A 21603-nucleotide genomic window follows, 5' to 3' on the forward strand; every position below is an offset into this window, starting at 1 on the left:
CAACCCTCCTCAGGCTTGACCGTGGGAAACTCTACCCATGCCGGAGTACCTCCGCCGTGCGTCCCCGCACCTGCCCCGACCATGGGCATAAGCCCCTGCCGCAGAACGCATCCTCTTGTTTTCTGAGGGCAACCGGTGTATCCGGTCCCCCTTCCGATATTCATTGAACCTGAAGAAGGAGCCCCGCATGGCTCGCGTGACCGTCGAAGACTGCATCGACAAGGTCGACAACCGGTTTGAGCTCGTGCTGCTGGCCAGCCACCGGGCTCGCCTCATCTCGTCCGGCTCGCCGCTGACGATCGACCGCGACCGCGACAAGAACCCGGTCGTGGCCCTGCGTGAGATCGCGGACGAGACCATCGCTCCGGACGACCTGAAGGAGCAGCTCATCCACTCCATGCAGAAGTACGTCGAGGTGGACGAGCCGGAGGCCGAAGCCGTTCCGATGCTCAGCAACACCGCCGCAGCCCCCTCCACGGGCAGCGACAACGACGCGGACGTTCAGTTCGACCGCATGAGCGAAGAGGACCTCCTGCGCGGCTTGGAGGGCCTCGTGCCCCCGAGCAACAGCGCGGACGACGACGACCGCGAATAAGCGTCACCAGGATTTTTGAAAGCCCGGCCTTGCGCCGGGCTTTTTTGTTGCAGGGCTTAACCACGACCCGGCATGCCTGCCCTGCGGCAAGGTATTCAGCTTGCGGCGCAGAGACATTGTACAATATCTTCAATACTTTCTGCCAGAGACACCGGGCCTAATGGAGATGTCGGCCGCATGATGCGCCAGTATGAACTCGTCGAGCGGGTCAAGCGCTACAACCCCTCGGCCGATGAGGCGCTTCTCAACCGCGCTTACGTGTATGCCATGATGGCCCATGGCACCCAGAAGCGCGCATCCGGCGACCTGTTCTTCGGCCACCCCCTCGAAGTGGCCGCCATCCTGACAGATCTCAAGCTCGACGACGCGACCATCGCGGCGGCAGTCCTTCACGACACGGTGGAAGATACGCAGGCGACGCTCGAGGAGATCAACAAGACCTTCGGGCCCCAGATCGGCGCTCTCGTGGACGGCCTCACCAAGATCAAGCGGCTCGACCTCGTGTCGAAGCGGGCTGCGCAAGGGGAAAACTTCCGCAAGCTGCTGCTCGCCGTTGCCGACGATGTGCGCGTGCTCCTCGTCAAGCTCGCGGACCGCCTGCACAACATGCGCACCCTGCAGTTCATGCCACCGGAAAAGCGCAAGCGCATCGCCGAGGAGACCCTCGACATTTACGCGCCTCTCGCCGGACGCATGGGCATTCAGGAGATGCGCGAGGAGCTGGAGGAACTGTCCTTCCAGAATCTCGACCCTGAGGCCTATGAGGCGATCAAGCGCCACCTGCACGAACTCTCGACCAAGAGCGAGAAGCTGGTCGAAGAGATCGAGCGAACCCTGACCACGAAGCTGCGCGCGCAAGGGATCGAGGCGGTTGTCTCGGGACGCCAGAAGCGCCCCTATTCCATCTGGCGCAAGATGGAGCGGAAGTCGGTTTCCTTCGAGCAGCTCTCCGACATCTTCGCGTTCCGGATCATCGTGGGGACCATCGACGAGTGCTACCGGGCACTCGGCATCGTGCATACCAGCTGGCCCATGGTGCCGGGGCGGTACAAGGACTACATCTCGACCCCGAAGCAGAACGACTACCGGTCGATCCACACCACCGTGATCGGGCCGGGCAGCCAGCGCGTCGAGCTTCAGATCCGCACCGAGGACATGGACGAGGTGGCGGAATTCGGCATCGCGGCGCATGCCCTCTACAAGGAAGGCGTGAACGACAATTCGCGGCTTGCCACTGAAAGCCGCGCCTATCAGTGGCTGAGGCGGACCATCGACCTCCTGGCGGAAGGCGACAATCCGGAGGAGTTCCTGGAGCACACGAAGCTCGAACTCTTCCACGACCAGGTATTCTGCTTCACACCCAAAGGCCGCCTCATCGCCCTGCCCCGCGGCGCGACGCCCATCGACTTCGCCTATGCGGTGCACACCGATGTCGGGAACACGGCGGTGGGCTGCAAGATCAACGGCCGCATGTCGCCGCTGTTGACCGAACTGCAGAACGGCGACGAGGTGGAAATCGTCCGCGCCGAAGGGCAGACACCCCCGGCCGCCTGGGAATCCCTCGTGGTCACCGGCAAGGCTCGGGCCTCGATCCGGCGCGCGACCCGCGCGGCCGTGCGCCGGCAATACACGGGCCTCGGCCATCAGATCCTGGAACGCGCCTTCGAGCGTGCCGGGCGCCCCTTCTCCGACGAGAAGCTGAAAGGCGCCCTGCCCCGGCTGGCGCGCGTTTCGGTCGAGGACGTGCTGGCGGCCGTTGGCCGTGGCGAGATGTTCTCCGGCGATGTGGTTCGTGCCGTCTACCCGGATTATTTCGAGGAGCGGCGCGCCGGCAGCGACGGCAGGGGGAGCGGCCAGCCGGACGGCGCGGGCAAGAAGGGCGCCGGAGAGCACTCGAGCGGAATTCCGATCCGGGGCCTCAATACGGATATGCCGATCCACTTTGCGCCGGAAGGCGGAGCCGTGCCGGGAGACCGCATCGTCGGCATCATGACCCTCGGCGAGGGCGTGACGATCTACCCGATCCAGTCACCCTCCCTGGCGGCATACGACAATGAGCCGGACCGCTGGATCGATGTGCGCTGGGACCTGGAAGCGGGCTCGACCCAGCGCTTCCCGGCGCGCATCAAGCTGCAATCGATCAACGAGCCCGGATCGCTCGCCCAGATCACGCAGGTCATCGCCGATCATGACGGCAACATCGACAATGTCTCCATGAAGCGGCGCACCCAGGACTTCACCGACATGACCATCGACCTGACGGTCTGGGACCTGAAGCACCTCAATGCTATCATCGCAGAGCTGCGCGCCAAGCGCGTGGTGAGTCGTGTCGATCGCGTCACCGGATAGAACCCCATGTCTCGCAAGCCTCGCATCGCCGTCATCATGGATGAGAACACCAGTGGCGGCGGCAACCTCTATGAGACCACGAAGGCGTATTTCTTCGCCGTCCAGCGCGCCGGCGGCCTACCGTTCGGCATCCCCTATGTGGCTGAGATGATCGATCCGGTGGTGGAGGAGTTCGACGGCTTCGTGAGCGTCGGCGGCCGCATCCGGTTTCCCCGCGATTGGTATGCCCCTGGCGACGAGTCGCGTTACCCGTCTTCGGAGCGGCTCGAGATCGAGCAGGCGCTCATGCGGGGATTTCTCGATCGCGACAAACCAGTGCTCGGCATCTGCAACGGCATGCAGATGCTTGCCTGTCTCCATGGCGGGCGCATGGTGCACGAGATCCGCAAGACCGGTCCGCACATCCTGGTCCACGACGACCGGACGGCCATGCATTCCGTCGAGATCGTGCCGGACACGATCCTGTCGCGCATCGTGGGCACGACGCGGCTCGACGTGAACAGCCGCCATCAGGAAGCGGTCGTTGCAGTGTCCGATCAGGCTGTCATTTCAGCCAGAGCCCCCGATGGCGTGATCGAGGCCGTCGAGATCCCGTCCCGGCGCTTCGCGATCGGCGTCCAGTGGCACCCGGAGGCCTTCGCAACTCAGGACAATCCGGGCAACAGATTATTCGGCGCCTTCGTTCAGGCGGCGCAGCAGCGCCACTGATCCGCCATCGCAGGAATTCCCAATGTCGATTTCCGTTCTCGGTCTCGATGCCGACGATACGCTCTGGCACAACGAGACCTTCTATCAATCGACGCGCCAGCGCTTCAATGAGCTGCTCGCCGATTTCGTCGACACCAAGCGGCTCGAAGAGGAAATCGAGGCAACGGAAAGGCGCAATCTCGGCCTCTACGGCTATGGGGCGAAAGGCTTCACGCTTTCGATGATGGAGACCGCCATCCAAGTGAGCGAGGGCAAGGTGTCGAGCCAAGCTCTCGGCGAGATCCTCGCCATTGGCCGTGAACTGATGAACCATCCCGTGGAACCACTCCCCGGTGTTCATGAGGCGCTCGAAGCGCTCTCGGCGGAATACAGGCTCGTGCTCATCACTAAGGGCGATCTCTTCCATCAGGAATCGAAGCTCGCGGCCTCCGGCCTCGGCAGCTTCTTCTCGGGCGTCGAGATCGTGAGCGAGAAGAAGGCGGACACCTATACCCGCATCTTCTCGCGCCACGGCGCCGGCCCGGAGCACGCGGCCATGGCCGGCAACTCGATCCGCTCCGACGTCCTGCCCGCCCTCGAAGCCGGCAGCTACGCGGCGCTCATCCCGTTTCATCTGGTGTGGGCCCACGAAGACGCGCCGCTTCCGACGGACCATCCCCGCTTTGCGGAGTTGCCCTCCTTGGCGGAGCTGCCGCGGTGGCTGGCTGGGGTTGCAAAGAATGGCGCTCGTTGACTTCAAGGATGAGGCATTCCGGCAAGCTCAGGCAGAGGGCTTTCTCGTATGATCTTGCCTCCTGCCCAGCAGCCTGCCAAAAGCGCGTTAGCAGGAGACCCGCCCATGACCCAGAACGACGTTCTTGAAGAATTCCGCTCCGCCGGTGCGCTGCTGGAGGGGCATTTCGTTCTCTCGTCGGGGCTGCACAGCCCGGTCTTCCTGCAGAAGATGTTCGTGTTTCAGGATCCGGCGCGGACCGAGCGCGTGTGTCGGGCGCTTGCCCAGAAGATCACGGAAGCCTTCGGGACTGTCGACTACGTGGTCTCGCCCGCTGTCGGCGGCATCGTGCCGGGCTATGAGACGGCCCGGCATTTGGGAGCCAAGGCGATCTTCGTCGAACGGGAGAATGGGGTCTTCGCCCTGCGCCGCGGGTTCACGATTCCTGAGGGCGCCCGTGTCGTCATGGTGGAAGACATCGTCACCACCGGCCTTTCCTCTCGGGAATGCCTCACGTCCCTTCGGGAACATCCCGGAACAATTCTTGGTGCCGCCTGCCTCATCGACCGCTCCGGCGGCAAGGCGGATCTCGGCGTGCCTCTCGTATCCCTGGTCCAGCTCGATATTCCGGCCTATGCGCCAGACCAATTGCCGCCCGATCTGGCGGCGCTTCCGGCCGTAAAACCGGGCAGCCGAGACCTGAAATCAAAATAGCTGTTTATTTGTCACACACAGGGTTGACTGCCTTGGTTCGGACAACTTGACTCTTGGAATTTACACGCCATTAAGTATTTTCCATTGTCAGGATTACTGGTCCGAAGGGTTAATAGCAGCCTGTTCTGAGGCACGTCATACATTTTTCGCGCAGTTTTATTGCCTGCGTAAATAATAGATGTTGCTTGAATAATGAAGGTTGTTAGGCCGCTCCGGCAGACACAGATAGAGAATACTTATGTCAGGCCAGCAGCGGATCGCCCTCTTCATTGATGGCGCCAACCTCTACGCTACTACCAAGACCCTCGGCTTCGATATCGATTACAAGCGCCTGCTGAAGGAGTTCCAAGGTCGCGGCTCGCTCGTGCGTGCCTTTTACTACACGGCCCTTGTAGAAGATCAGGAATATTCTTCCATTCGCCCGCTGATCGACTGGCTCGATTACAATGGCTACCGCGTGGTCACGAAGCCCACGAAGGAATTCGTCGACTCTGCCGGCCGCCGCAAGGTCAAGGGCAACATGGACATCGAGCTCGCCATCGATGCGCTGGAGCTCTCGCCCTATATCGATCACATGGTTTTGTTCTCCGGCGACGGCGACTTCCGCTCCCTCGTCGAGGCCATGCAGCGCCGCGGCGTTCGGGTTTCGGTGGTGTCCACCGTCACCACGCAGCCGCCGATGGTGGCCGATGAGCTGCGCCGCCAAGCGGACGAGTTCCTAGACCTGTCGCAGCTCGCCTCCCGGATCGGCCGCGATCCCTCGGATCGCCCGCAGCGTCCGATGAACGAGAACGGTGAGCGCCAGCGCCCGCAGCCGCGCAGCGGCGCGCTTGAAAGCCGCTACGGCATCCGCCAGCCGCAGGATGACGAGTTCGATATCTGACGCAATCGAACAGAGCAGCTACATGGCCGGGCTTGTCCCGGCCATCGTCGTTTCGGATCAGAGCGAACTCTCTTCCACCTGGCAGCTCAAACCCAGCGCACCGGCGGTGTTGCTGACCGTGGCGAGGCACAGGTCCGCTTGCCCGGGCGGAATCGAGACCGCGAAACGCGTGACGTAAAGCCCGCCCTCTGCTTCCGGCAGCTTTCGTGCCTCGAGGCGCACGATATTGGCCTCGTATTGCTTGAATACCTCGGCCAGCCGAGCCACGAGGCCAAGCTGATCGCCGCCGCTGATGGCGATCCGATGGGTGACGCTTCCGGCAGGACCGGGGCTTGGATCGAAAGCATAGGGAACGGCCCGGATCTCGGCGCCCTGAAGTTCCGCAAGCTGCTTGAGGCCGGCCTCCACGTCGGCAGCCGTCATCTCGGACGGGAGTTCGCACAGGGCCACGAACTCGGCCCCGGAGCCGAGGGACGCAAAGGTCGTGTCCCGCAGGTTCACGCCGATGTTGAAAAGGTGCTCGGCGATGGCCGCAACCAGCCCAACCCGATCAGGCCCAAGAACCGACACCAGAGCCACGGACGCCATGTCTTCCCTCCTGAACAGACCGGAGGACATCTAGCGCACATTGCCGCTGCGTCAGCCCTTCTCGCGCATGAGGCGAGCCTTCTCACGGTTCCAGGAGCGCTCCTTCTCCGTCTCGCGCTTGTCGTGCAGCTTCTTGCCCCGGCCGAGGCCGAGTTCCACCTTCGCACGCCCGCGGTCGTTGAAGTAGATCTTGAGCGGGATCACCGTGAAGCCCTCCCGCTGCGTGGCGCCGATCAGCTTGTTGATCTGGTGCTTGTGCAGGAGCAGGCGCCGGGGGCGCTTGGTTTCGTGGTTGAAGCGATTGGCCTGCAGGTACTCGGGGATGTAGGCGTTGAAGAGGTAGAACTCCTCCCCCGAAGGCCCGGCATGAGCCTCACCGATGGTCGCCTTGCCCTGGCGCAGGGATTTCACCTCCGTGCCGGTGAGCGCGATCCCGGCCTCGTAGGTATCGATGATCTCGTAGTTGAACCGCGCCTTCCTGTTGTCGGCGACGACGCGGTTCGGACTCTTCGGGTCTTTTGCCATGAGCTCTTTTTTTAAGCGTTGATCAGGCCCGCATGGACCATGGCCGAGCGAACGGCCTGCTTTGCGTTGTCGGAGGCGGGCACCAGCGGCAGGCGCACGTCATCCCCCATGAGACCGAGCAGCGACGCGGCGTATTTCACGGGCGTCGGGTTCGTCTCGATGAAGAGATTGGTGTGCAGGGGCATGAGCCGGTCCTGCACCTTCAGGGCCGAGGCGTAATCGCCGTTCAGGCAGGCGTTCTGCATCTCGGCGCAGAGGCGCGGCGCCACGTTGGAAGTGACGGAAATGCAGCCATGTCCGCCATGAGCCATGAAGCCGAGAGCCGTGGCATCCTCGCCGGAGAGCTGGATGAAATCCGGCCCCATCATCTGCCGCTGCAGGCTCACCCGGGCCATGTTGGCGGTGGCGTCCTTCACGCCGGCGATGTTCTTCAGCTCATAGAGCCGCGCCATGGTCTCCACCGACATGTCGATCACGGAACGGCCGGGGATGTTGTAGATGATGATCGGAATGCCGATGGCGTCGTTGATGGCCTTGTAGTGCTGGTAGAGGCCTTCCTGCGTCGGCTTGTTGTAGTAGGGCGTGACGATGAGCACCGCATCCGCGCCGACCTTTTCCGCATGCCTGGAGAAGGCGACCGCCTCCGCTGTGCTGTTGGAGCCGGCACCGGCGATCACCGGCACCCGGCCCTTGGTCTCCTCGACACAGATTTCGATGACCCGGTCATGCTCCTTGTGGCTCAGCGTCGGGCTCTCGCCGGTGGTGCCCACGGGCACGAGGCCGCTGGTGCCCTCCTGGATCTGCCAGTTGATGAAGGACCGGAACGCAGCCTCATCCACGGCGCCATCCTTGAAGGGGGTCACCAGGGCCGTGATGGAGCCTTTGAATTGGGTCATGAATCTTCCTCGGGGTAAATTGCGCCGGGTCCTAGAGGCCACAAGGGTTTAACACATAGGGGGTGCGGCGCATGGGCGCAAACGTTCCTTCGGGGAGTTGTCCTAGCTCGGCTCTTAGTGTTTCCTCAAGAGAAACGTCGTCACAATGCGATGCGGGCGACAGCAAAGGGGACTGCGGGTGAGCCTCAACATGCGTCTTCTCAAAGGTCTTCTTCTGACATCCGTCGCGCTTGTCCAACTCTCCACCCTCGCGGTCCAGGCCACCGAGACGTCCCTTCCGAAGACTGAAACGCCTCAGACCAGCACCCTGGAAACCTTCGTTCCGGCCAATCCAGTGCCGGGAGACCTGGATCATCTGCCGGGTATCTTCAAGGCCTATCGGGACAACGATCTGACCGAGGCCGAGATCCTCAAGACCAAGCTCACCCAGCCGGCCGCCCGGGCCCTGAGCGAGTGGTACGGGATCCGCAGCGGCACGCCCGTCACCTTCGACCGCATCATGGCCTTCCGGAAGGATTATCCGGACTGGCCCCTCACCAATCAGATCCGGCGCAGAAGCGAGGATGCCCTGCTGGCCGAGCGCCGGTCGCCGCCCCAAGTCCGCTTCTTCTTTTCCAACCAGGCTCCTGTCACTACAGGCGGGCGGATCGCCCTCGCCTTCGCCCTGAAGGCGGATGGCCTTGAGCAGGAAGCCCATGAGAAGATCCGCCATGTGTGGCGCGAGGATACGTTCGGTCCCGACATGGAGCGCCGCATCCTCGACCAATTTCCCGGAGTCCTGACCCGGGCCGACCACCGTTTCCGCATGGAGCGGCTGCTCCTGAAGGAGAACTGGGGCGGAGCCCAGCGGGCCGCGGGTCACGCGGGCAAGGATTACGAGCTTCTCGTCAAGGCGCGCATGGCCGTGTTCCAGGGCAAGAAGAAAGCCCAGAAGGCTTTTGCGGCCGTACCGGCCTCCCTGCGCGGCGACCCGTCCTATCTCTTCTCCCGCGCACTGCTCCAGCGCCGCAGCAACAACCTGGTCGAGGCCGCCGGCATCATCATGCAGGCGCCGCGCGATCCGGAACTGCGGGTCGATGGCGACGAGTGGTGGGCCGAGCAGCGCCTGATCACCCGTGAGCTTCTCGACAAGGGCGATGCCAAGACGGCCTACGAGGTCGCGAGCCACCATGCGGCCGAGTCGCCGGTGCAGCAAATCGAGGCGGAGTTCCATGCCGGCTGGATCGCCCTGCGCTTCCTGAACGAACCTTCGAAAGCCTCACAGCACTTCGCAGCCGTCGCCAAGACGGCTTCGACCCCCATCTCCATGTCCCGCGTCGCCTATTGGCAGGGCCGTGCGGCGGAGGCGGCCGGCGAGGCTCAGAACGCTCGCCTGTTCTATGAGCGCGCCGCCGACCAGCCCACGACCTATTACGGGCAGTTGGCCCAGGAAAAGCTCGGTCGGACCATCGCCTTGAGGAAGGTCGCCCCCCTGACAGAGAGCGAGCGCAAGGCTTTCGACGCCCTCGTTCCGGTCCAGGCACTGCAGCTGCTGCAGCAGCTCGGCGAGCCGGATCTGGCCATGGGCCTCTATTCCGATCTTGCCCAGACCTTGAGCGACCCTGGTCAGCTCGATGCGCTCGCGAGTCTCGCCACATCGCAGCAGAACCCCCGGGCTGTTCTCGCCATCGGCAAGATGGCCCTGCAAAGAGGCTTCCCTCTCGATCAGCATGCCTATCCGCTCGCGGCCATCCCGGACTTCCAGCCCGTCGGGGACGAGGTGGAGCCCGCCATGGTCTATGCCATCGCCCGCCAGGAAAGCGCCTTCAATCCACGCGCCGTTTCCAGCGCCGGCGCGCGCGGCCTCATGCAGCTCATGCCGGAGACCGCCAAGAGGACGGCCAAGCGCTTCGGTGTCGGCTTCGATCTGAAGCGTCTGATCGAGGACCCCTCCTACAACGCCAAGATCGGCTCGGCCCATCTCGGCGAGCTGATGGAGGATTGGAAGGGCTCCCATATCCTTGCCTTCGCGTCCTACAATGCGGGCGGCGGCAACGTGATCAAATGGGTCCGCTCCTACGGCGACCCCCGCAAGCCGGACGTGGACGAGGTCGATTGGGTCGAGCGCATCCCCTTCTATGAGACCCGCAATTACGTGCAGCGCGTTCTCGAGAATCTGAGGGTCTATCGGCAACGCCTGAAAGAGAAATCGGCTCCGGCGGCTCCGGCAACGGCGGACGCGACAAGCACCAACTAGTCATGCAAGATGCCGCTCATCCGTACCCCATGACCATGGATTGAGATGAGCGACACCTATAAGGATCTTTTTGTGTCCGCAGCCGACGGGCTGCGCCTTTACGCCCGAGACTATGATCCCGGCACGGCCGGTGCCTTGCCGGTCGTGTGCCTGTCTGGCCTCACGCGGTCATCCGAAGATTTTCACGAGCTTGCTGTGGCTCTGAGCCGCGACGCGTCGCAGCCCCGCCGTGTCCTCTCTCTGGACTATCGCGGCCGCGGCCGCTCCGACTGGGACAAGGACTGGCGCAATTACGACGTCAAGATCGAGCTGAACGACGTCCTGCAGGTTCTCACGGCAGCGGGAATCGAGAAGGCGGTGTTCGTCGGCACGTCCCGTGGCGGGTTGATCACCATGGCCTTGAGTGCGGTCCGCCCCACATTGATCGCAGGTGCGGTCCTCAACGATATCGGTCCCGTGCTCGAAGCCGCAGGGCTCGCGCGAATTCGCGGATATGTCGGCAAGTTGCCGACGCCCCGCACCATGGACGAGGCCGTGCAGATCCTGCGCCAGACCTCGGGAACGGAATTTTCCGCCTTCACCGACGACCAATGGCAGGCCTTGGCCCGAGTCACATGGCGTGAGAGCGAAGGCCAACTCATTCTGAACTACGACCCGAACCTGATGAAGACGCTCGAGACAGCAGATCCACAGGCACCCCTGCCCGATCTGTGGCCGCTCTTCGAAGGCTTGAAGCCGTTCCCGCTTCTCGTCATCCGCGGGGAGCATTCGGACCTGCTGTCGGCCACAACGGTGGAGGCGATGCAGGACAGACACCCACGGCTCACGGCGATCACGGTTCCCGGTCAGGGCCACGCCCCTGCCCTCGATGGCAACCTCACACAGACAATCGAACACTTTGTCCTGTCAGTGGAGAATTCCGCCTGAAGCGTGAACTCGTAGAGACCTGCCGAACGCAAAAAGAGGCCGGAACGCGTCCGGCCTCTTTTGACGTTTAGCGCGAAGATCAGGCGACCTTCGGGCCGATCACGCCGCGGCGAATCTGATCCTCCTCGATGGATTCGAAGAGAGCCTTGAAGTTGCCCTCGCCGAATCCGTCATCGCCCTTGCGTTGGATGTACTCGAAGAAGATCGGTCCGATGGCCGTCTTGCCAAAGCGCTGGAGCAGCACCTTCGTGAAGCCGCCCTCGACCACGCCCTCCCCGTCGATGAGGATGCCGTTATTCTTGAGACGGTCAAGAGGCTCCTCATGCTTCGGAAGGCGCTTGTCGACCCGCGAGTAGTAGATCTCGTTCGGCGCAGGCATGAATTCGAGACCGGCATCGATGAGCGTCTCGATGGATTCATAGAGGTCATGCGATCCCAGCGCGATGTGCTGGATACCCTCGCCCTTGTATTCCTGGAGATACTCTTCGATCTGCCCGGTCTCGCCCGCATCCTCGTTGATCGGAATGCGGATCTTGCCGTCCGGGCTCGTCATGGCGCGGGAATGCAGACCCGTGAGCTTGCCCTCGATGTCGAAATAACGGATCTGGCGGAAGTTGAAGAGGCGCTCGTAGAAGCCCGCCCATTCGTTCAGCCGCCCACGATAGACGTTGTGGGTCAGGTGATCGATATAATAGAGACCGACGCCCTTCGGCTTCGGATCGGGCTCGCCCAGCCACTCGAAATCGACGTCATAGATCGAACCCTTCGCGCCGTAGCGGTCGACGAAGTAGATCTGCAGGCCGCCGATGCCCTCGATCGCCGGGATCTCGAGTTCGTTGGGTCCGACCTGGGTCTGTACGGGCTTCGCACCCATGGAGAGCGCGCGCTCGTAGGCGTATTTCGCATCGGCAACACGGAAGGCCATGGCCGGCGCAGACGGCCCGTGCTGGGCCGCGAAACGCTCAGCGAAGGAACCGGGCTGGGCATTGACGACGAAGTTGATGTCGCCTTGCCGGTAGAGCAGCACGTTCTTCGACCGGTGCTTGGCCACGACGCTGAAGCCCATGGTCTTGAAGAGACGGTCGAGGGCCTGCGGATCGGGGTGACAATATTCCACGAATTCGAAGCCATCCGTCCCCATCGGGTTCTCTTCGGAAATGGTGGCCGGGGGCGCATCATGCGGGAACGGTCCCATGGTCTTCCTCCTGTCATGCCTCCGGTGAGGGAGGCTTTTGCGTGTAACACCAATGCATTCGCCGTTCGGCGGATGCGATTCTTCGTCAGGCAGCGTCGGGCTGGTTTGCTGGCGCGGCGTCCTGGAAAGCCTTGTGTGCGGCGCAAGCCGCATCGACCGCGACGATCTTCGGATAGGCATCGAGCGGGACATTGAAGCGCCGCGCATTGGCGACCTGCGGCACGAGATAGACATCGGCCAGGGTGATCTTGGACCCGAAGGCGTAGGGTCCCGGCCCAAGCAGGGTCTCGATGGCATCGAAGCCTTCGCGAACCCAATGGGCATACCACTCGTCCGCAGCAGCCTGATCGTGCCCGAGGCGTTTCTTGAGGTAGGCCAGCGTTCCGGAATTGTTGAGCGGGTGGATATCGCAGGCGATCAGGCTGGCAATGGCCCGGACCTTGGCCCGGTTGACGGCGCCCACCGGCAGCAGCGGCGGCTCTGGATATGCCTCATCGAGATATTCGAGAATGGCGGGCGACTGGATCAGCGTCGTCCCGCCGATGTCGAGGGAGGGCACGCGCTTTTGCGGGTTGACCGCCGCATAGCCCGCTTCGCGCTGCTCCCCTTTCAGAAGGTTCACCGGCACGGATTCGTAGGAGACGCCCTTGAGATTGAGCGCGATCCTGACCCGGTAGGCGGCGGATGAACGGAAATAGGTGTAGAGCCTCACGCCTCTTCCCCCTCCGCATCCTGCGGCGCCAGCAATCGCGCCTGCCGGGTGAGCTTGTCGATCAAGGCGGAGAGCGTCTGCTGCTCCTGGGGCGTCAGCACCGAAAGCAGGCGCTCTCCGACGGCAAGGGCTTCCGGAGCCACCGCCTCATAGATCGCCCGTCCTTCCGGCGTCAGGGCGAGCCATTCCTCGCGGCGATCGTCCAGGTTCGGGCGGCGCTTGACGAGCCCACGCTTCTCGAGTGCTGAAACCGCCCGCGAGACCGTCGATTTGTGCATGACGCCATCGGGTGCCATGTCCCTGGCCGTCCGGCATTCATATTGCCCGAGGGTTACGATGACCCGCCATGCCGGGATTGAGAGGCCGAACCGCTCGGCATAGATCTGGGCCAGCGCGCTTGAGGTCAGCCCGGCGAGCACGTTGAGCCGATAGGGCAGAAACTCCTCCAGAACCACCAGGGGCTCGGGGGCCGGCTTCCTCGCTGCAGATCCGCTCGCCATCGCCATTCCGATTGTTGCCATTGCAACCAATAGCAGGATTCGTTGCACGGGCAACTAGATTTACCTGACGAAACGTCAAGACAGCCTTGCTTCCGAAATGGTTGGATCAGGTCTCGGGCTCGAAGCTCAGCCCGTCGCCGATGCTCTCAAGCGTGGGCGCAGACCCCTGCGGGAGCGTTTGCCAACGGACTTTCTGGGTGTCGCGGCTGATATGGCCCGTCGTCCTTTTCACTTTTCGGGTCAGATAGTTGATGCTGACAGACGTCGTGTCGCCGCTACCGCGATGAGTTGCATTTCGGTCGTAGCCGATCAGCTCAAAGCGGCCGGATCTATGCCGGAATGTATAAGTCGTGTTGAACGTCTCCCACCCTCCCGCACTCATCCACCAGTTCAGTCGCACCTGAAAACTGTCCCTTAAGAGGGCGATCCCGCTCTCCTTGTCGAAGTGATCGTCGGCGGCGGGCTCTATGCGGCGGGGAATGAGCGTGTGGTTCTCAAGCTGCAGGCCGAATTTGCCTGAACTCCGATCATGAAAAGCGACAGCCAGAATGCGAGGATTGGTGTCGAACGGCTTCTCGCCCAACCCTTCGAAGTCTTTGATCACATTGGCAGGGTCGTTCTGGCGCAGGACCAGGACCAGATCGGCACGGCCGTCCCGGTTGAGATCGCCAGACACTTGCACCTCAAGCAGCCATCCTGCTGGAACGAAGCCTTCCGCCGCCTCGGCCTGTCGCGCGAGGCTGGGATAAACGACCTCCGGAATGGTGAGGTCCTGAGCCGCTGCGATGGGAGAAAGAAGAATCGCAGCGGCAGAAGCAAGACAGGTGAGAATGGCTGTCAGGCGAGAAACGAGTCTCGCCTGACAGGGCCTCATGGTTACGACCGTCCGCGGGTGCGGATCATGAAGGTGTCGAAGGCGTATTCGTTGAGCTGCCACCAAGGCAGGACGTCGGTGCGGTAGGCCACCATCGAATCGTAGACCTTCTTGAAGTTCGCATCCTTGGCGGACAGTTCCGCGTAGAGCTCATTGGCGGCCTTGAGAGAAGCCTCCATGATCGCCGGGGAGAAGGTGCGCAGCTCTGCGCCGGCGCCGACCATGCGGCGCAGCGCCTGGCCGTTCACCGCGTCGTACTTGGCCAGCATCCAGTTGTTCGCCGCCTCGCAGGCGTTGGACATGATGGCCTGATAGTGCTTCGGCAGCTCGTTCCACTTCTGCTGGTTGACCACGAGATGCAGCATGGCGCCGCCCTCCCACCAGCCGGGGGCGTAGTAGTATTTGGCCACTTTCAGGAAGCCGAGCTTCTCGTCGTCGTAGGGGCCGACGAATTCGGCCGCATCGAGGGTGCCGCGTTCGAGCGCCGGATAGACATCGCCGGGCGCGACCTGCTGCGGCACCACGCCGAGCTTGGCCAGCACCATGCCACCGAGGCCGCCAATGCGGAACTTCAGGCCGTTCAGATCCTCGACGGTGTTGATCTCCTTGCGGAAGAAGCCGCCCATCTGCGTGCCGGAATTGCCGCAGACCAGCGAGGTACAGTTATACTTCGCCAGGATCTCGTTGATGATCTCCTTGCCGCCGGCGAAGTGCCACCAGGAGTGGAGCTGGCGGGCATTGAGGCTGAAGGGCAGCCCCGTGCCCATGCCCAGCGCCGGCTCCTTGCCGACCCAGTAATAGGTCGGAGTATGGGCGCATTCCACCGAGCCGTTCTGCACCGCGTCCATGGCCTGAAGGCCGCCGACGATCTCGCCCGGGGCGAAGACCTGGATCTGGAACTTGCCGTCGGTCGCGTCCGCCATGTACTTGGCGAAGGTCTGGGCGGTGCCGAAGATGGTGTCGAGGGATTTCGGGAAGCTCGAGGTCAAACGCCAGCGAATTTCCGGCATGCTCTGGGCTATCGCGGGAGCCGCCACGGTACCGGCCGCCGCGGCGAGGCCTGCGCCCTTCAGAAAGTTTCTTCTCTTCATCGTTGTCATTGGCGTTTCCCCGGAAAGCATTTCGTTGCAAGTTGAATGGACCATAACAACCCGGTCGGTGGCAATGAAGCTCTCCTCCCTCAATCAAGGCCGTGATGGCCGCCTCGTCGTCGTCTCGAAGGACCTGACTCGCGCGACGGATGCATTTTTCATTGTTCCGACGCTCCAGCAAGCCCTGGACGATTGGGAAAAAGTCGAGCCTCGCCTGCGCGACCTGGCCGAACAGCTCGAGCACGGCTCGGTCCCTGCCTTCCGCTTCCACGAGCATGATTGCGCCTCGCCCCTGCCCCGCGCCTATCAATGGGCCGACGGCTCGGCCTATGTGAATCACGTGGAGCTGGTGCGCAAAGCCCGTGGGGCGGAGATGCCGGCCTCCTTCTGGACCGACCCGCTCATGTATCAGGGTGGCTCTGACTCCTTCCTCGGCCCGCGCGACCCAATCCCGGCGGCCGACGAAGCGCACGGCATCGATTTCGAGGCCGAGGTGGCGGTGATCACCGGCGACGTGCGCATGGGGGCCAGCCGCGAGGAGGCGGCGGCGGCCATCAAGCTGGTTGTTCTCGTCAACGACGTTTCCTTGCGCAACCTTATCCCAGGCGAGCTTGCCAAGGGGTTCGGCTTCTTCCAGGCCAAGCCCTCCTCCACCCTGTCGCCGGTGGCGGTCACGCCCGACGAGCTGGGCGACGCCTGGGACGGCGGCAAGTTGCACCTCCCCCTGCTCTCCACCCTCAACGGCAAGCCATTCGGCAAGCCGGATGCTGGGGTCGACATGACCTTCGACTTCCCGACCCTGATCGCGCATGCGGCCAAGACCCGGCCGCTCGGGGCCGGCACGGTCATCGGCTCGGGCACGGTCTCCAACAAGGACGAGGGCGGCGGACCGGGCAAAGCCATCGAGCAGGGAGGCTTGGGCTATTCCTGCCTGGCGGAGCTACGCACGGTGGAGACGCTCGTCCATGGCGAGGCTAGAACGCCGTTCATGCGCTTTGGCGACACGATCCGCATCGAGATGAAGGACCAGGCCGGCCACTCGATCTTCGGCGCCATCGAACAGGAGGTCCAGGCCTACCGCAAAGAGGCGTGACGCTGCGCCTAGATCACGTTCAGCTCGCCATCCCCGAAGGCGCGGATGACCTGTGCAGGCCGTTCTATACCGGCCTGCTCGGCATGACGGCAGTGCCGAAGCCCACTGGCCTCGCCAAGCGCGGCGGTCTCTGGCTGGAGAGCGGTTCGGTGCGGATCCATCTCGGCGTCGAGACGGATTTCCGCCCAGCCCGCAAGGCGCATCCGGCCATTGCCGTCGCCGACCTCGATGCCCTGGCGCGGCTTCTGCTCGAAGCGGGACATCATCCTGCCTGGGACGATGCCATTCCGGGCGTCCGGCGCTTTCATGTCGATGATCCGGTGGGCAACCGGATCGAGTTCATGCAGGGCTGACCAATCGGTGAACGACGCCGTGCGGAACTCTTGGAAATGACCTGCCTTTTCCCTGATGCAAATCCTCAGCACAGGGAGAACACTTATGAATCTCGGCAGCATCCTCGATGGCCTCATGCGCAGCCAGGGCTCGCTTGGGGGGCGTCAGCCGCAGCAAGGCGGCCTTGGCGGCATGCTGGGCGAGTCAGGCGGCCTCGGCTCGCAGATCCCCGGCGGCATGGGCGGCTTGGCGGCGGGAAGCCTCCTGTCCCTGATCCTGGGCTCCCGCGCCGGGCGCTCCGCCGGCGGCTCGCTCATGAAGGCCGGCGGCCTCGCAGTGCTCGCGAGCGTCGCCTTCAAGGCCTACCAGGACTGGCAGGCCAATCAGGCGCCGGGTGCCGGGCGGCCTGGAAGCGTGCCTGCCCAGCCGCCAGCCGGCAGCGGCTTCCACCTCGAGGAGGAGAAGGACAAGAACGGCCACGAGATGGGCCTCGCCCTCGTGCAGGCCATGATCTCGGCGGCGAAATCCGATGGGCATCTGGACGGCGAGGAAAGCACCCGGATCCAGGAGCAGATCCAGCAGCTCGGCCTCGGCAACGAGGAGAAGGGCTTCCTGCTCGACATGATGGCGAAACCTGCCGATGCCGCCGCTATCGCCCGCTTGCCGAAAACCAAGGAGCAGGCCGCCGAGCTTTACGTGGCCTCGCGGGTGGCGATCGGAGACGCGGACACGCCGGAGGAGAAAGCCTATCTCGACCGCCTCGTGGCGCTCCTGGACCTTCCGGCCGATCTGGTCACGCACCTCGATGCGCAGCTCGGCGCCGTTCGCCAGACGGTCGCCACCGGCACGGGAGCCTGAACCGACCCAGGAGGCTCCATGGGACAGCCATGGAGCCTCGTCTCTCCCCAACCCATGGAGCCCCTCATGAGCGACCACGTCTACAAGATCGTCGAACTCGTCGGCTCGTCCGAGACCAGCATCGAGGATGCGATTCAGACCGCGATCCGGCGGGCCAGCGAAACGTTGAGAAACCTGCGCTGGTTCGAGGTCGTCCAGACCCGCGGCCATGTGGAGGACGGCGAGGTGCGCCATTATCAGGTGGTGCTCAAGGCCGGGTTCACGCTGGAAGCGGGCAGCTGACGGGCTGCCCCCGCTCTCGTCCGTGTCCTACTTCACCTCGGTCTCGTAGATGTAAAGCGTGGACTTGTCGTCATCGGGCATGAAGTAGCCGCGAATCCCTTCGTCGCTCGCCTCCATCCAGACCGGGTTGTGGGTCATGTCCATTCCGGACGCGGTCCAGAGCAGCACCGGTGTCTGAAACAGCGGACGCCCGTCGGCGAGGTTGACAAGGTCGAGCCCGCCGAGGCGGAACGGCGCGGCGTCGGGCGTGACCCGCATTTCCGTCACGCCAGAGCACAGCATGCGGCTTTTGCCGACGTATTTGCAGTCCTGGTAATCGAGGTAGTGCGAGGTGTTGAGCGCCCTGAGATTCTCGGGCGTTTCGCTAGCGTTGGTGGGCTTCCCGTCGCCACCGAGCGACCAACGGTAGAAGCGCCGCGAACCCCAGCTCACCCCGTGCAGGGACTTGTCGTCGGTGTTGTGCACCACGCCGCCGACGTGGTCTGCGAAGCGGAGCATCTCTTCCGCCTTCATGGTCTCCGGGTCGACGCGGTAGACGATGGAGCGGCTGTTCGGCCGATACTCCGCCACGGGGACCCAGATGTACTTGCCGTCGTAATCGATTCCCCCCGGATGGTAGATCGTGCCTTCGCCGAGGGTGATGTCGGCGATGAGATTGCCCTTCATGTCGAGCTTGAACAGGTGACCGACGCCGGCACCCGCGTCGCGGTCATAGCCGTCCACCGGCTGCGGGAAACGCTTTGTCGGCTGCTGGATCTCGACGGAGGACACGAACAAGGTATCGCCGATCTTCACCATTCCCTGCGGGTGGTGGGTGATGAAGTTGATCGGCACCGCCGAAACCGGCTTCCACTGAGTGCCGCGCGACAGCTTCGTGACCCGTTCGGCGAGGGCATCGCGATCAGGCTCTGCGGCGTTTGAGACTGCGGGCAAGGCCATAAGGGAAAGGGCAGCCACAACAATAGTGAGATGACGTCTCGAAAAGCATTTCATCGCGCTCCTCCATCGGTGACGATCCGCTTCTAGCGAGCGGGTGATGTCACTTTAGTGAAGCCAGCAACCATGTCAGCCTTTAGATTCACATCATCACCCTCCCCCGTCATGGCCGGGCTTGTCCCGGCCATCCCGATTGGAAGAATGATCAGGCGTTCAGCTCCTCATAGAGATCGCGCCATATTGGGTTCATCTCAAGGATCAGGTTAGTCTTCCAGGAACGAGGCCAGTGCTTGATTGAAGTCTCGCGTTGAATAGCATCTGCAATGCTCGGATAGCTCTCGTAATAGACGAGCCGGTTGATCTTATAGCGCTGCGCATGATCGCTGCCGCGCCCAGCTTTGTGCTCCCATACGCGTCGCGCCAGATTGTTGGTGACTCCGACATATAGAGCGCCGCCGGGCCGGCTCGCGAGTATGTATACTTAATACAGTCTCATGACGTGAGGCTGGCTTACTTTCTTGCAAGGAGCAACTGGCTCCCCTCTCCGTCATGGCCGGCCTTGTGCCGGCCATCCCGATCAGAAAAGCACCGCGCCTCACAGAATCGGGATCACCGGCACAAGGCCGGTGATGACGTCGAGGGGTTATTCCTGAAGAACGGATCGTGTAGCAATCCTTGAGCTATAGGGAACAGCCTACCCCTCCAGCTCCTCCCGCAGCATCTCCAGTTCCAGCCAGCGCTCTTCGGCTGCGTGTAGTTCCGTCTGCAATTGCGTGAGCGCATCCATGGCCTTCTGGAAGCGGGCCGGATCGCGGGAATAGAGATCTGCGTCGGCGAGGATTTCCTGCACCTTGGCGATCTTGGCCTCGATCTCGCTCATGCGCTTGGGCAGGGTCTTGAGATCGTGCTGCTCGTTGAAAGAAAGCTTGCGCTTGTTCGGCGCCGGAGCAGCCGCGGCTGGCTTGTCGGCGCTCCTGGGCCGAACCTCCTTTTCGACGACTCGCGCCTGCACGCCGTGCCCGCGCTGGGCCACCATGTCGGTGTAGCCACCCGCATATTCGAGCCAGCGCCCCTCGCCTTCCGACACGAGAACGGAACTGACCGTGCGGTCGAGGAAGTCGCGGTCGTGGCTCACCAGGATGACCGTGCCGGAATAATCCTGGATCATCTCTTCGAGCAGGTCGAGGGTCTCGAGATCGAGGTCGTTGGTAGGCTCGTCGAGCACCAGCAGGTTCGAGGGCTGCGCCAGGGCGCGGGCCAGCATGAGGCGGTTGCGCTCGCCGCCCGAGAGCACGCCCACGGGGGTGCGGGCCTGCTCGGGCGAGAACAGGAAGTCCTTCATGTAGCCGATCACGTGCTTGGTCTGACCGCCGATGGTGACGGTGTCGCCCCGCCCGCCGGTAAGCGTCTCCGCGACCGTGGCATCGGGGTCGAGGCTCGCCCGGCGCTGGTCGAGGGTGACCATCTGCAGGTTGGAGCCGAGGCGCACGCGGCCCGTATCGGGTTCCAGAACACCCGTGAGCATGTTGATGAGCGTGGTCTTGCCGGCGCCGTTCGGCCCGATGATGCCGAGCCGGTCCCCGCGCAGGACGCGCAAGGACAGGTTCGTCACGATGGGCCGGTCATAGGCCTTCGAGATGCCTTCCGCCTCGACCACGAGGGTGCCGGACTGCTCGGCCTCGGCGAGGCTCATGGTCACGGTGCCGACGGCGCGGTTGCGGTCGCGGTATTGCTGGCGCATGGCGTGAAGGTTGCCGAGGCGGCGCACGTTGCGCTTGCGCCGGGCGGTCACGCCGTAGCGCAGCCAGTCGGCCTCTGCCACGAGCTTGCGTCCGAGCTTGTGGTGCTCGGCCTCTTCCTGCTCCAGCACCTGATCGCGCCACTCCTCGAAATGAGCGAAGCCCCGATCCATGCGGCGGGTGCGGCCCCGGTCGAGCCAGACGGTCGCCTGGGAGAGGCTCTCCAGGAAGCGGCGGTCGTGGCTGATGAGCACGAGCGCCGAGCGCAGACCCTTCAGCTCGCCCTCGAGCCATTCGATGACGGGCAGGTCCAGGTGGTTGGTGGGCTCGTCGAGGAGCAGGATGTCCGGTTCGGGCGCCAGCACATGGGCCAGTGCCGCCCGGCGGGCCTCGCCGCCGGAGAGGTCAGCCGGTTTTTCCTCACCAGTCAGCCCCAGCTGCTCCAGCAGGTAGCGCGCCCGGTAGGGCTCGTCGCCAGGTCCCAGACCCGCTTCCACATAGGCAAGCGTGGTGGGATAGGCGGAGAGGTCCGGCTCCTGGGCGAGGTAACGCACGGTGGCTCCCGGCTGCACGAACCGCTTGCCGCGGTCGGCCTCCATGAGCCCTGCGGCGATCTTCAACAGGGTGGATTTGCCCGAGCCGTTGCGGCCCACGAGACAGGCCCGCTCGCCCGGGGCAACGGACAGGTCCGCGCTCTCGATCAGGGGCGTGCCGCCGAACGTGAGAGCAATGTCCTGGAGGGTCAGAAGAGGAGGAAGCGCCATTCCTGCTCCCCTGACACCTCTTCGTCGCAGATGCAAGGCCGCTCAGGAATGGTACGGGGTGGACGCTCTCCCGTCTTTGTGCTCCCCTGCTGA

23 protein-coding genes are annotated in these 21603 nt (G+C 63.5%); 12 read left to right on the forward strand and 11 right to left on the reverse strand.

From position 1 onward, the window contains the following. Positions 1–187: 187 nt before the first annotated feature. From rpoZ to FHR70_RS07220, 6 genes are all read left to right on the forward strand, one after another. The gene (gene rpoZ, locus FHR70_RS07195; RefSeq protein WP_183448626.1) at positions 188–595 is read left to right on the forward strand and encodes a DNA-directed RNA polymerase subunit omega; all 408 of its coding nucleotides are present in this window, start codon (positions 188–190) and stop codon (positions 593–595) included. A gap of 177 nt (positions 596–772) precedes the next feature. Then, positions 773–2944, forward strand: a complete 2172-nt coding sequence (locus FHR70_RS07200) for a RelA/SpoT family protein (RefSeq protein WP_183448628.1) — start codon at positions 773–775, stop codon at positions 2942–2944. A gap of 6 nt (positions 2945–2950) precedes the next feature. Beyond that, positions 2951–3652, forward strand: a complete 702-nt coding sequence (locus FHR70_RS07205) for a gamma-glutamyl-gamma-aminobutyrate hydrolase family protein (RefSeq protein ID WP_183448630.1) — start codon at positions 2951–2953, stop codon at positions 3650–3652. Positions 3653–3674: 22 nt separating this feature from the next. After that, the gene (locus FHR70_RS07210; RefSeq protein WP_183448632.1) at positions 3675–4385 is read left to right on the forward strand and encodes an HAD family hydrolase; all 711 of its coding nucleotides are present in this window, start codon (positions 3675–3677) and stop codon (positions 4383–4385) included. Positions 4386–4490: 105 nt separating this feature from the next. Beyond that, positions 4491–5078 carry an orotate phosphoribosyltransferase gene (pyrE, locus tag FHR70_RS07215; RefSeq protein ID WP_183448634.1) on the forward strand — a complete coding sequence of 196 codons (588 nt, stop codon included), beginning with the start codon at positions 4491–4493 and terminating at the stop codon, positions 5076–5078. Positions 5079–5316: 238 nt separating this feature from the next. Beyond that, positions 5317–5961 (forward strand): LabA-like NYN domain-containing protein, encoded by a 645-nt coding sequence (locus FHR70_RS07220; protein ID WP_183448636.1) that lies wholly within the window; start codon positions 5317–5319, stop codon positions 5959–5961. Positions 5962–6018: 57 nt separating this feature from the next. On the opposite strand, the gene FHR70_RS07225 is transcribed toward FHR70_RS07220, so the two are convergent. Genes FHR70_RS07225 through dapA form a run of 3 tightly spaced genes read right to left on the reverse strand, consistent with a single transcriptional unit; the run spans position 6019 to position 7970 of the window. Continuing rightward, positions 6019–6549 carry a glycine cleavage system transcriptional repressor gene (locus tag FHR70_RS07225; protein ID WP_183448638.1) on the reverse strand — a complete coding sequence of 177 codons (531 nt, stop codon included), beginning with the start codon at positions 6547–6549 and terminating at the stop codon, positions 6019–6021. Between the two features lie 51 nt (positions 6550–6600). Next, a complete protein-coding gene (smpB, locus tag FHR70_RS07230) occupies positions 6601–7074 on the reverse strand; it encodes an SsrA-binding protein SmpB (protein ID WP_183448646.1) in 474 nt (157 codons plus the stop codon). A gap of 11 nt (positions 7075–7085) precedes the next feature. Next, the gene (gene dapA, locus FHR70_RS07235) at positions 7086–7970 is read right to left on the reverse strand and encodes a 4-hydroxy-tetrahydrodipicolinate synthase (protein ID WP_183448648.1); all 885 of its coding nucleotides are present in this window, start codon (positions 7968–7970) and stop codon (positions 7086–7088) included. A gap of 190 nt (positions 7971–8160) precedes the next feature. On the opposite strand from dapA, the gene FHR70_RS07240 reads away from it, so the two are divergent. Together FHR70_RS07240 and FHR70_RS07245 are read left to right on the forward strand one after the other, a co-directional pair. Further along, complete coding sequence (locus FHR70_RS07240; RefSeq protein WP_183448650.1) at positions 8161–10206, forward strand: lytic transglycosylase domain-containing protein; 2046 nt, start codon at positions 8161–8163, stop codon at positions 10204–10206. A gap of 45 nt (positions 10207–10251) precedes the next feature. Then, positions 10252–11133, forward strand: a complete 882-nt coding sequence (locus tag FHR70_RS07245) for an alpha/beta fold hydrolase (protein WP_183448652.1) — start codon at positions 10252–10254, stop codon at positions 11131–11133. A 79-nt stretch (positions 11134–11212) separates the two neighbouring features. Here the strand turns inward: FHR70_RS07245 and hppD are convergent, their stop codons facing one another. The 5 genes from hppD to FHR70_RS07270 form a co-directional block, all read right to left on the reverse strand. Next, positions 11213–12328: a 4-hydroxyphenylpyruvate dioxygenase gene (gene hppD, locus FHR70_RS07250; protein WP_183448654.1), complete on the reverse strand. Its 1116-nt coding sequence runs from the start codon at positions 12326–12328 to the stop codon at positions 11213–11215. A gap of 85 nt (positions 12329–12413) precedes the next feature. After that, positions 12414–13040: a maleylacetoacetate isomerase gene (gene maiA, locus FHR70_RS07255; RefSeq protein ID WP_183448657.1), complete on the reverse strand. Its 627-nt coding sequence runs from the start codon at positions 13038–13040 to the stop codon at positions 12414–12416. Next, positions 13037–13540 carry a MarR family winged helix-turn-helix transcriptional regulator gene (locus FHR70_RS07260; RefSeq protein WP_183448659.1) on the reverse strand — a complete coding sequence of 168 codons (504 nt, stop codon included), beginning with the start codon at positions 13538–13540 and terminating at the stop codon, positions 13037–13039. Before FHR70_RS07260 ends, maiA begins: the two co-directional genes overlap by 4 nt. A 106-nt stretch (positions 13541–13646) precedes the next feature. Continuing rightward, the gene (locus tag FHR70_RS07265; protein ID WP_183448661.1) at positions 13647–14414 is read right to left on the reverse strand and encodes a hypothetical protein; all 768 of its coding nucleotides are present in this window, start codon (positions 14412–14414) and stop codon (positions 13647–13649) included. Positions 14415–14416: 2 nt separating this feature from the next. Next, positions 14417–15505 carry a TRAP transporter substrate-binding protein gene (locus tag FHR70_RS07270; RefSeq protein ID WP_183450133.1) on the reverse strand — a complete coding sequence of 363 codons (1089 nt, stop codon included), beginning with the start codon at positions 15503–15505 and terminating at the stop codon, positions 14417–14419. Between the two features lie 73 nt (positions 15506–15578). Here FHR70_RS07270 and FHR70_RS07275 point away from each other — a divergent pair, with 73 nt between their 5' ends. The 4 genes from FHR70_RS07275 to FHR70_RS07290 all read left to right on the forward strand — a co-directional run bounded on the left by FHR70_RS07275 (position 15579) and on the right by FHR70_RS07290 (position 18071). After that, positions 15579–16598, forward strand: a complete 1020-nt coding sequence (locus tag FHR70_RS07275) for a fumarylacetoacetate hydrolase family protein (protein WP_183448663.1) — start codon at positions 15579–15581, stop codon at positions 16596–16598. Next, positions 16595–16951, forward strand: coding sequence for a VOC family protein (locus tag FHR70_RS07280; RefSeq protein ID WP_183448665.1), 357 nt, complete (start codon positions 16595–16597; stop codon positions 16949–16951). Before FHR70_RS07275 ends, FHR70_RS07280 begins: the two co-directional genes overlap by 4 nt. Before the next feature lie 85 nt (positions 16952–17036). After that, on the forward strand, positions 17037–17789 hold the full coding sequence (locus tag FHR70_RS07285) for a tellurite resistance TerB family protein (protein ID WP_183448667.1): 753 nt from the start codon (positions 17037–17039) through the stop codon (positions 17787–17789). Between the two features lie 66 nt (positions 17790–17855). Continuing rightward, positions 17856–18071, forward strand: coding sequence for a dodecin (locus FHR70_RS07290; protein ID WP_183450134.1), 216 nt, complete (start codon positions 17856–17858; stop codon positions 18069–18071). Between the two features lie 27 nt (positions 18072–18098). Here the strand turns inward: FHR70_RS07290 and FHR70_RS07295 are convergent, their stop codons facing one another. The 3 genes from FHR70_RS07295 to FHR70_RS07305 form a co-directional block, all read right to left on the reverse strand. Further along, entirely contained in the window at positions 18099–19064 is a 966-nt protein-coding gene (locus FHR70_RS07295; RefSeq protein ID WP_183448669.1) for a DUF6454 family protein, read from the reverse strand. 148 nt (positions 19065–19212) lie between these two features. Beyond that, a complete protein-coding gene (locus tag FHR70_RS07300; RefSeq protein ID WP_343058787.1) occupies positions 19213–19482 on the reverse strand; it encodes a GIY-YIG nuclease family protein in 270 nt (89 codons plus the stop codon). 219 nt (positions 19483–19701) lie between these two features. Further along, positions 19702–21510 (reverse strand): ABC-F family ATP-binding cassette domain-containing protein, encoded by a 1809-nt coding sequence (locus FHR70_RS07305; RefSeq protein WP_183448671.1) that lies wholly within the window; start codon positions 21508–21510, stop codon positions 19702–19704. Positions 21511–21603 lie beyond the last annotated feature (93 nt).

Origin of the sequence: Microvirga lupini (genome assembly GCF_014191055.1) — a bacterium.
In the GTDB taxonomy this organism is placed as follows: domain Bacteria; phylum Pseudomonadota; class Alphaproteobacteria; order Rhizobiales; family Beijerinckiaceae; genus Microvirga; species Microvirga lupini_A.

What these genes read in the sequence shown, in the direction of transcription:
- FHR70_RS07270 (WP_183450133.1), bottom strand. Translation starts at nt 15,505, where the DNA reads ATGAAGAGAAGAAACTTTCTGAAGGGCGCAGGCCTCGCCGCGGCGGCC.
- FHR70_RS07225 (WP_183448638.1), bottom strand. Translation starts at nt 6,549, where the DNA reads ATGGCGTCCGTGGCTCTGGTGTCGGTTCTTGGGCCTGATCGGGTTGGG.
- dapA (WP_183448648.1), bottom strand. Translation starts at nt 7,970, where the DNA reads ATGACCCAATTCAAAGGCTCCATCACGGCCCTGGTGACCCCCTTCAAG.
- FHR70_RS07200 (WP_183448628.1), top strand. Translation starts at nt 773, where the DNA reads ATGATGCGCCAGTATGAACTCGTCGAGCGGGTCAAGCGCTACAACCCC.
- FHR70_RS07210 (WP_183448632.1), top strand. Translation starts at nt 3,675, where the DNA reads ATGTCGATTTCCGTTCTCGGTCTCGATGCCGACGATACGCTCTGGCAC.
- pyrE (WP_183448634.1), top strand. Translation starts at nt 4,491, where the DNA reads ATGACCCAGAACGACGTTCTTGAAGAATTCCGCTCCGCCGGTGCGCTG.
- FHR70_RS07285 (WP_183448667.1), top strand. Translation starts at nt 17,037, where the DNA reads ATGAATCTCGGCAGCATCCTCGATGGCCTCATGCGCAGCCAGGGCTCG.
- FHR70_RS07240 (WP_183448650.1), top strand. Translation starts at nt 8,161, where the DNA reads ATGCGTCTTCTCAAAGGTCTTCTTCTGACATCCGTCGCGCTTGTCCAA.
- FHR70_RS07290 (WP_183450134.1), top strand. Translation starts at nt 17,856, where the DNA reads ATGAGCGACCACGTCTACAAGATCGTCGAACTCGTCGGCTCGTCCGAG.
- FHR70_RS07245 (WP_183448652.1), top strand. Translation starts at nt 10,252, where the DNA reads ATGAGCGACACCTATAAGGATCTTTTTGTGTCCGCAGCCGACGGGCTG.
- FHR70_RS07205 (WP_183448630.1), top strand. Translation starts at nt 2,951, where the DNA reads ATGTCTCGCAAGCCTCGCATCGCCGTCATCATGGATGAGAACACCAGT.
- FHR70_RS07260 (WP_183448659.1), bottom strand. Translation starts at nt 13,540, where the DNA reads ATGGCGAGCGGATCTGCAGCGAGGAAGCCGGCCCCCGAGCCCCTGGTG.
- hppD (WP_183448654.1), bottom strand. Translation starts at nt 12,328, where the DNA reads ATGGGACCGTTCCCGCATGATGCGCCCCCGGCCACCATTTCCGAAGAG.
- FHR70_RS07305 (WP_183448671.1), bottom strand. Translation starts at nt 21,510, where the DNA reads ATGGCGCTTCCTCCTCTTCTGACCCTCCAGGACATTGCTCTCACGTTC.
- FHR70_RS07220 (WP_183448636.1), top strand. Translation starts at nt 5,317, where the DNA reads ATGTCAGGCCAGCAGCGGATCGCCCTCTTCATTGATGGCGCCAACCTC.
- FHR70_RS07275 (WP_183448663.1), top strand. Translation starts at nt 15,579, where the DNA reads ATGAAGCTCTCCTCCCTCAATCAAGGCCGTGATGGCCGCCTCGTCGTC.
- FHR70_RS07265 (WP_183448661.1), bottom strand. Translation starts at nt 14,414, where the DNA reads ATGAGGCCCTGTCAGGCGAGACTCGTTTCTCGCCTGACAGCCATTCTC.
- smpB (WP_183448646.1), bottom strand. Translation starts at nt 7,074, where the DNA reads ATGGCAAAAGACCCGAAGAGTCCGAACCGCGTCGTCGCCGACAACAGG.
- rpoZ (WP_183448626.1), top strand. Translation starts at nt 188, where the DNA reads ATGGCTCGCGTGACCGTCGAAGACTGCATCGACAAGGTCGACAACCGG.
- FHR70_RS07295 (WP_183448669.1), bottom strand. Translation starts at nt 19,064, where the DNA reads ATGAAATGCTTTTCGAGACGTCATCTCACTATTGTTGTGGCTGCCCTT.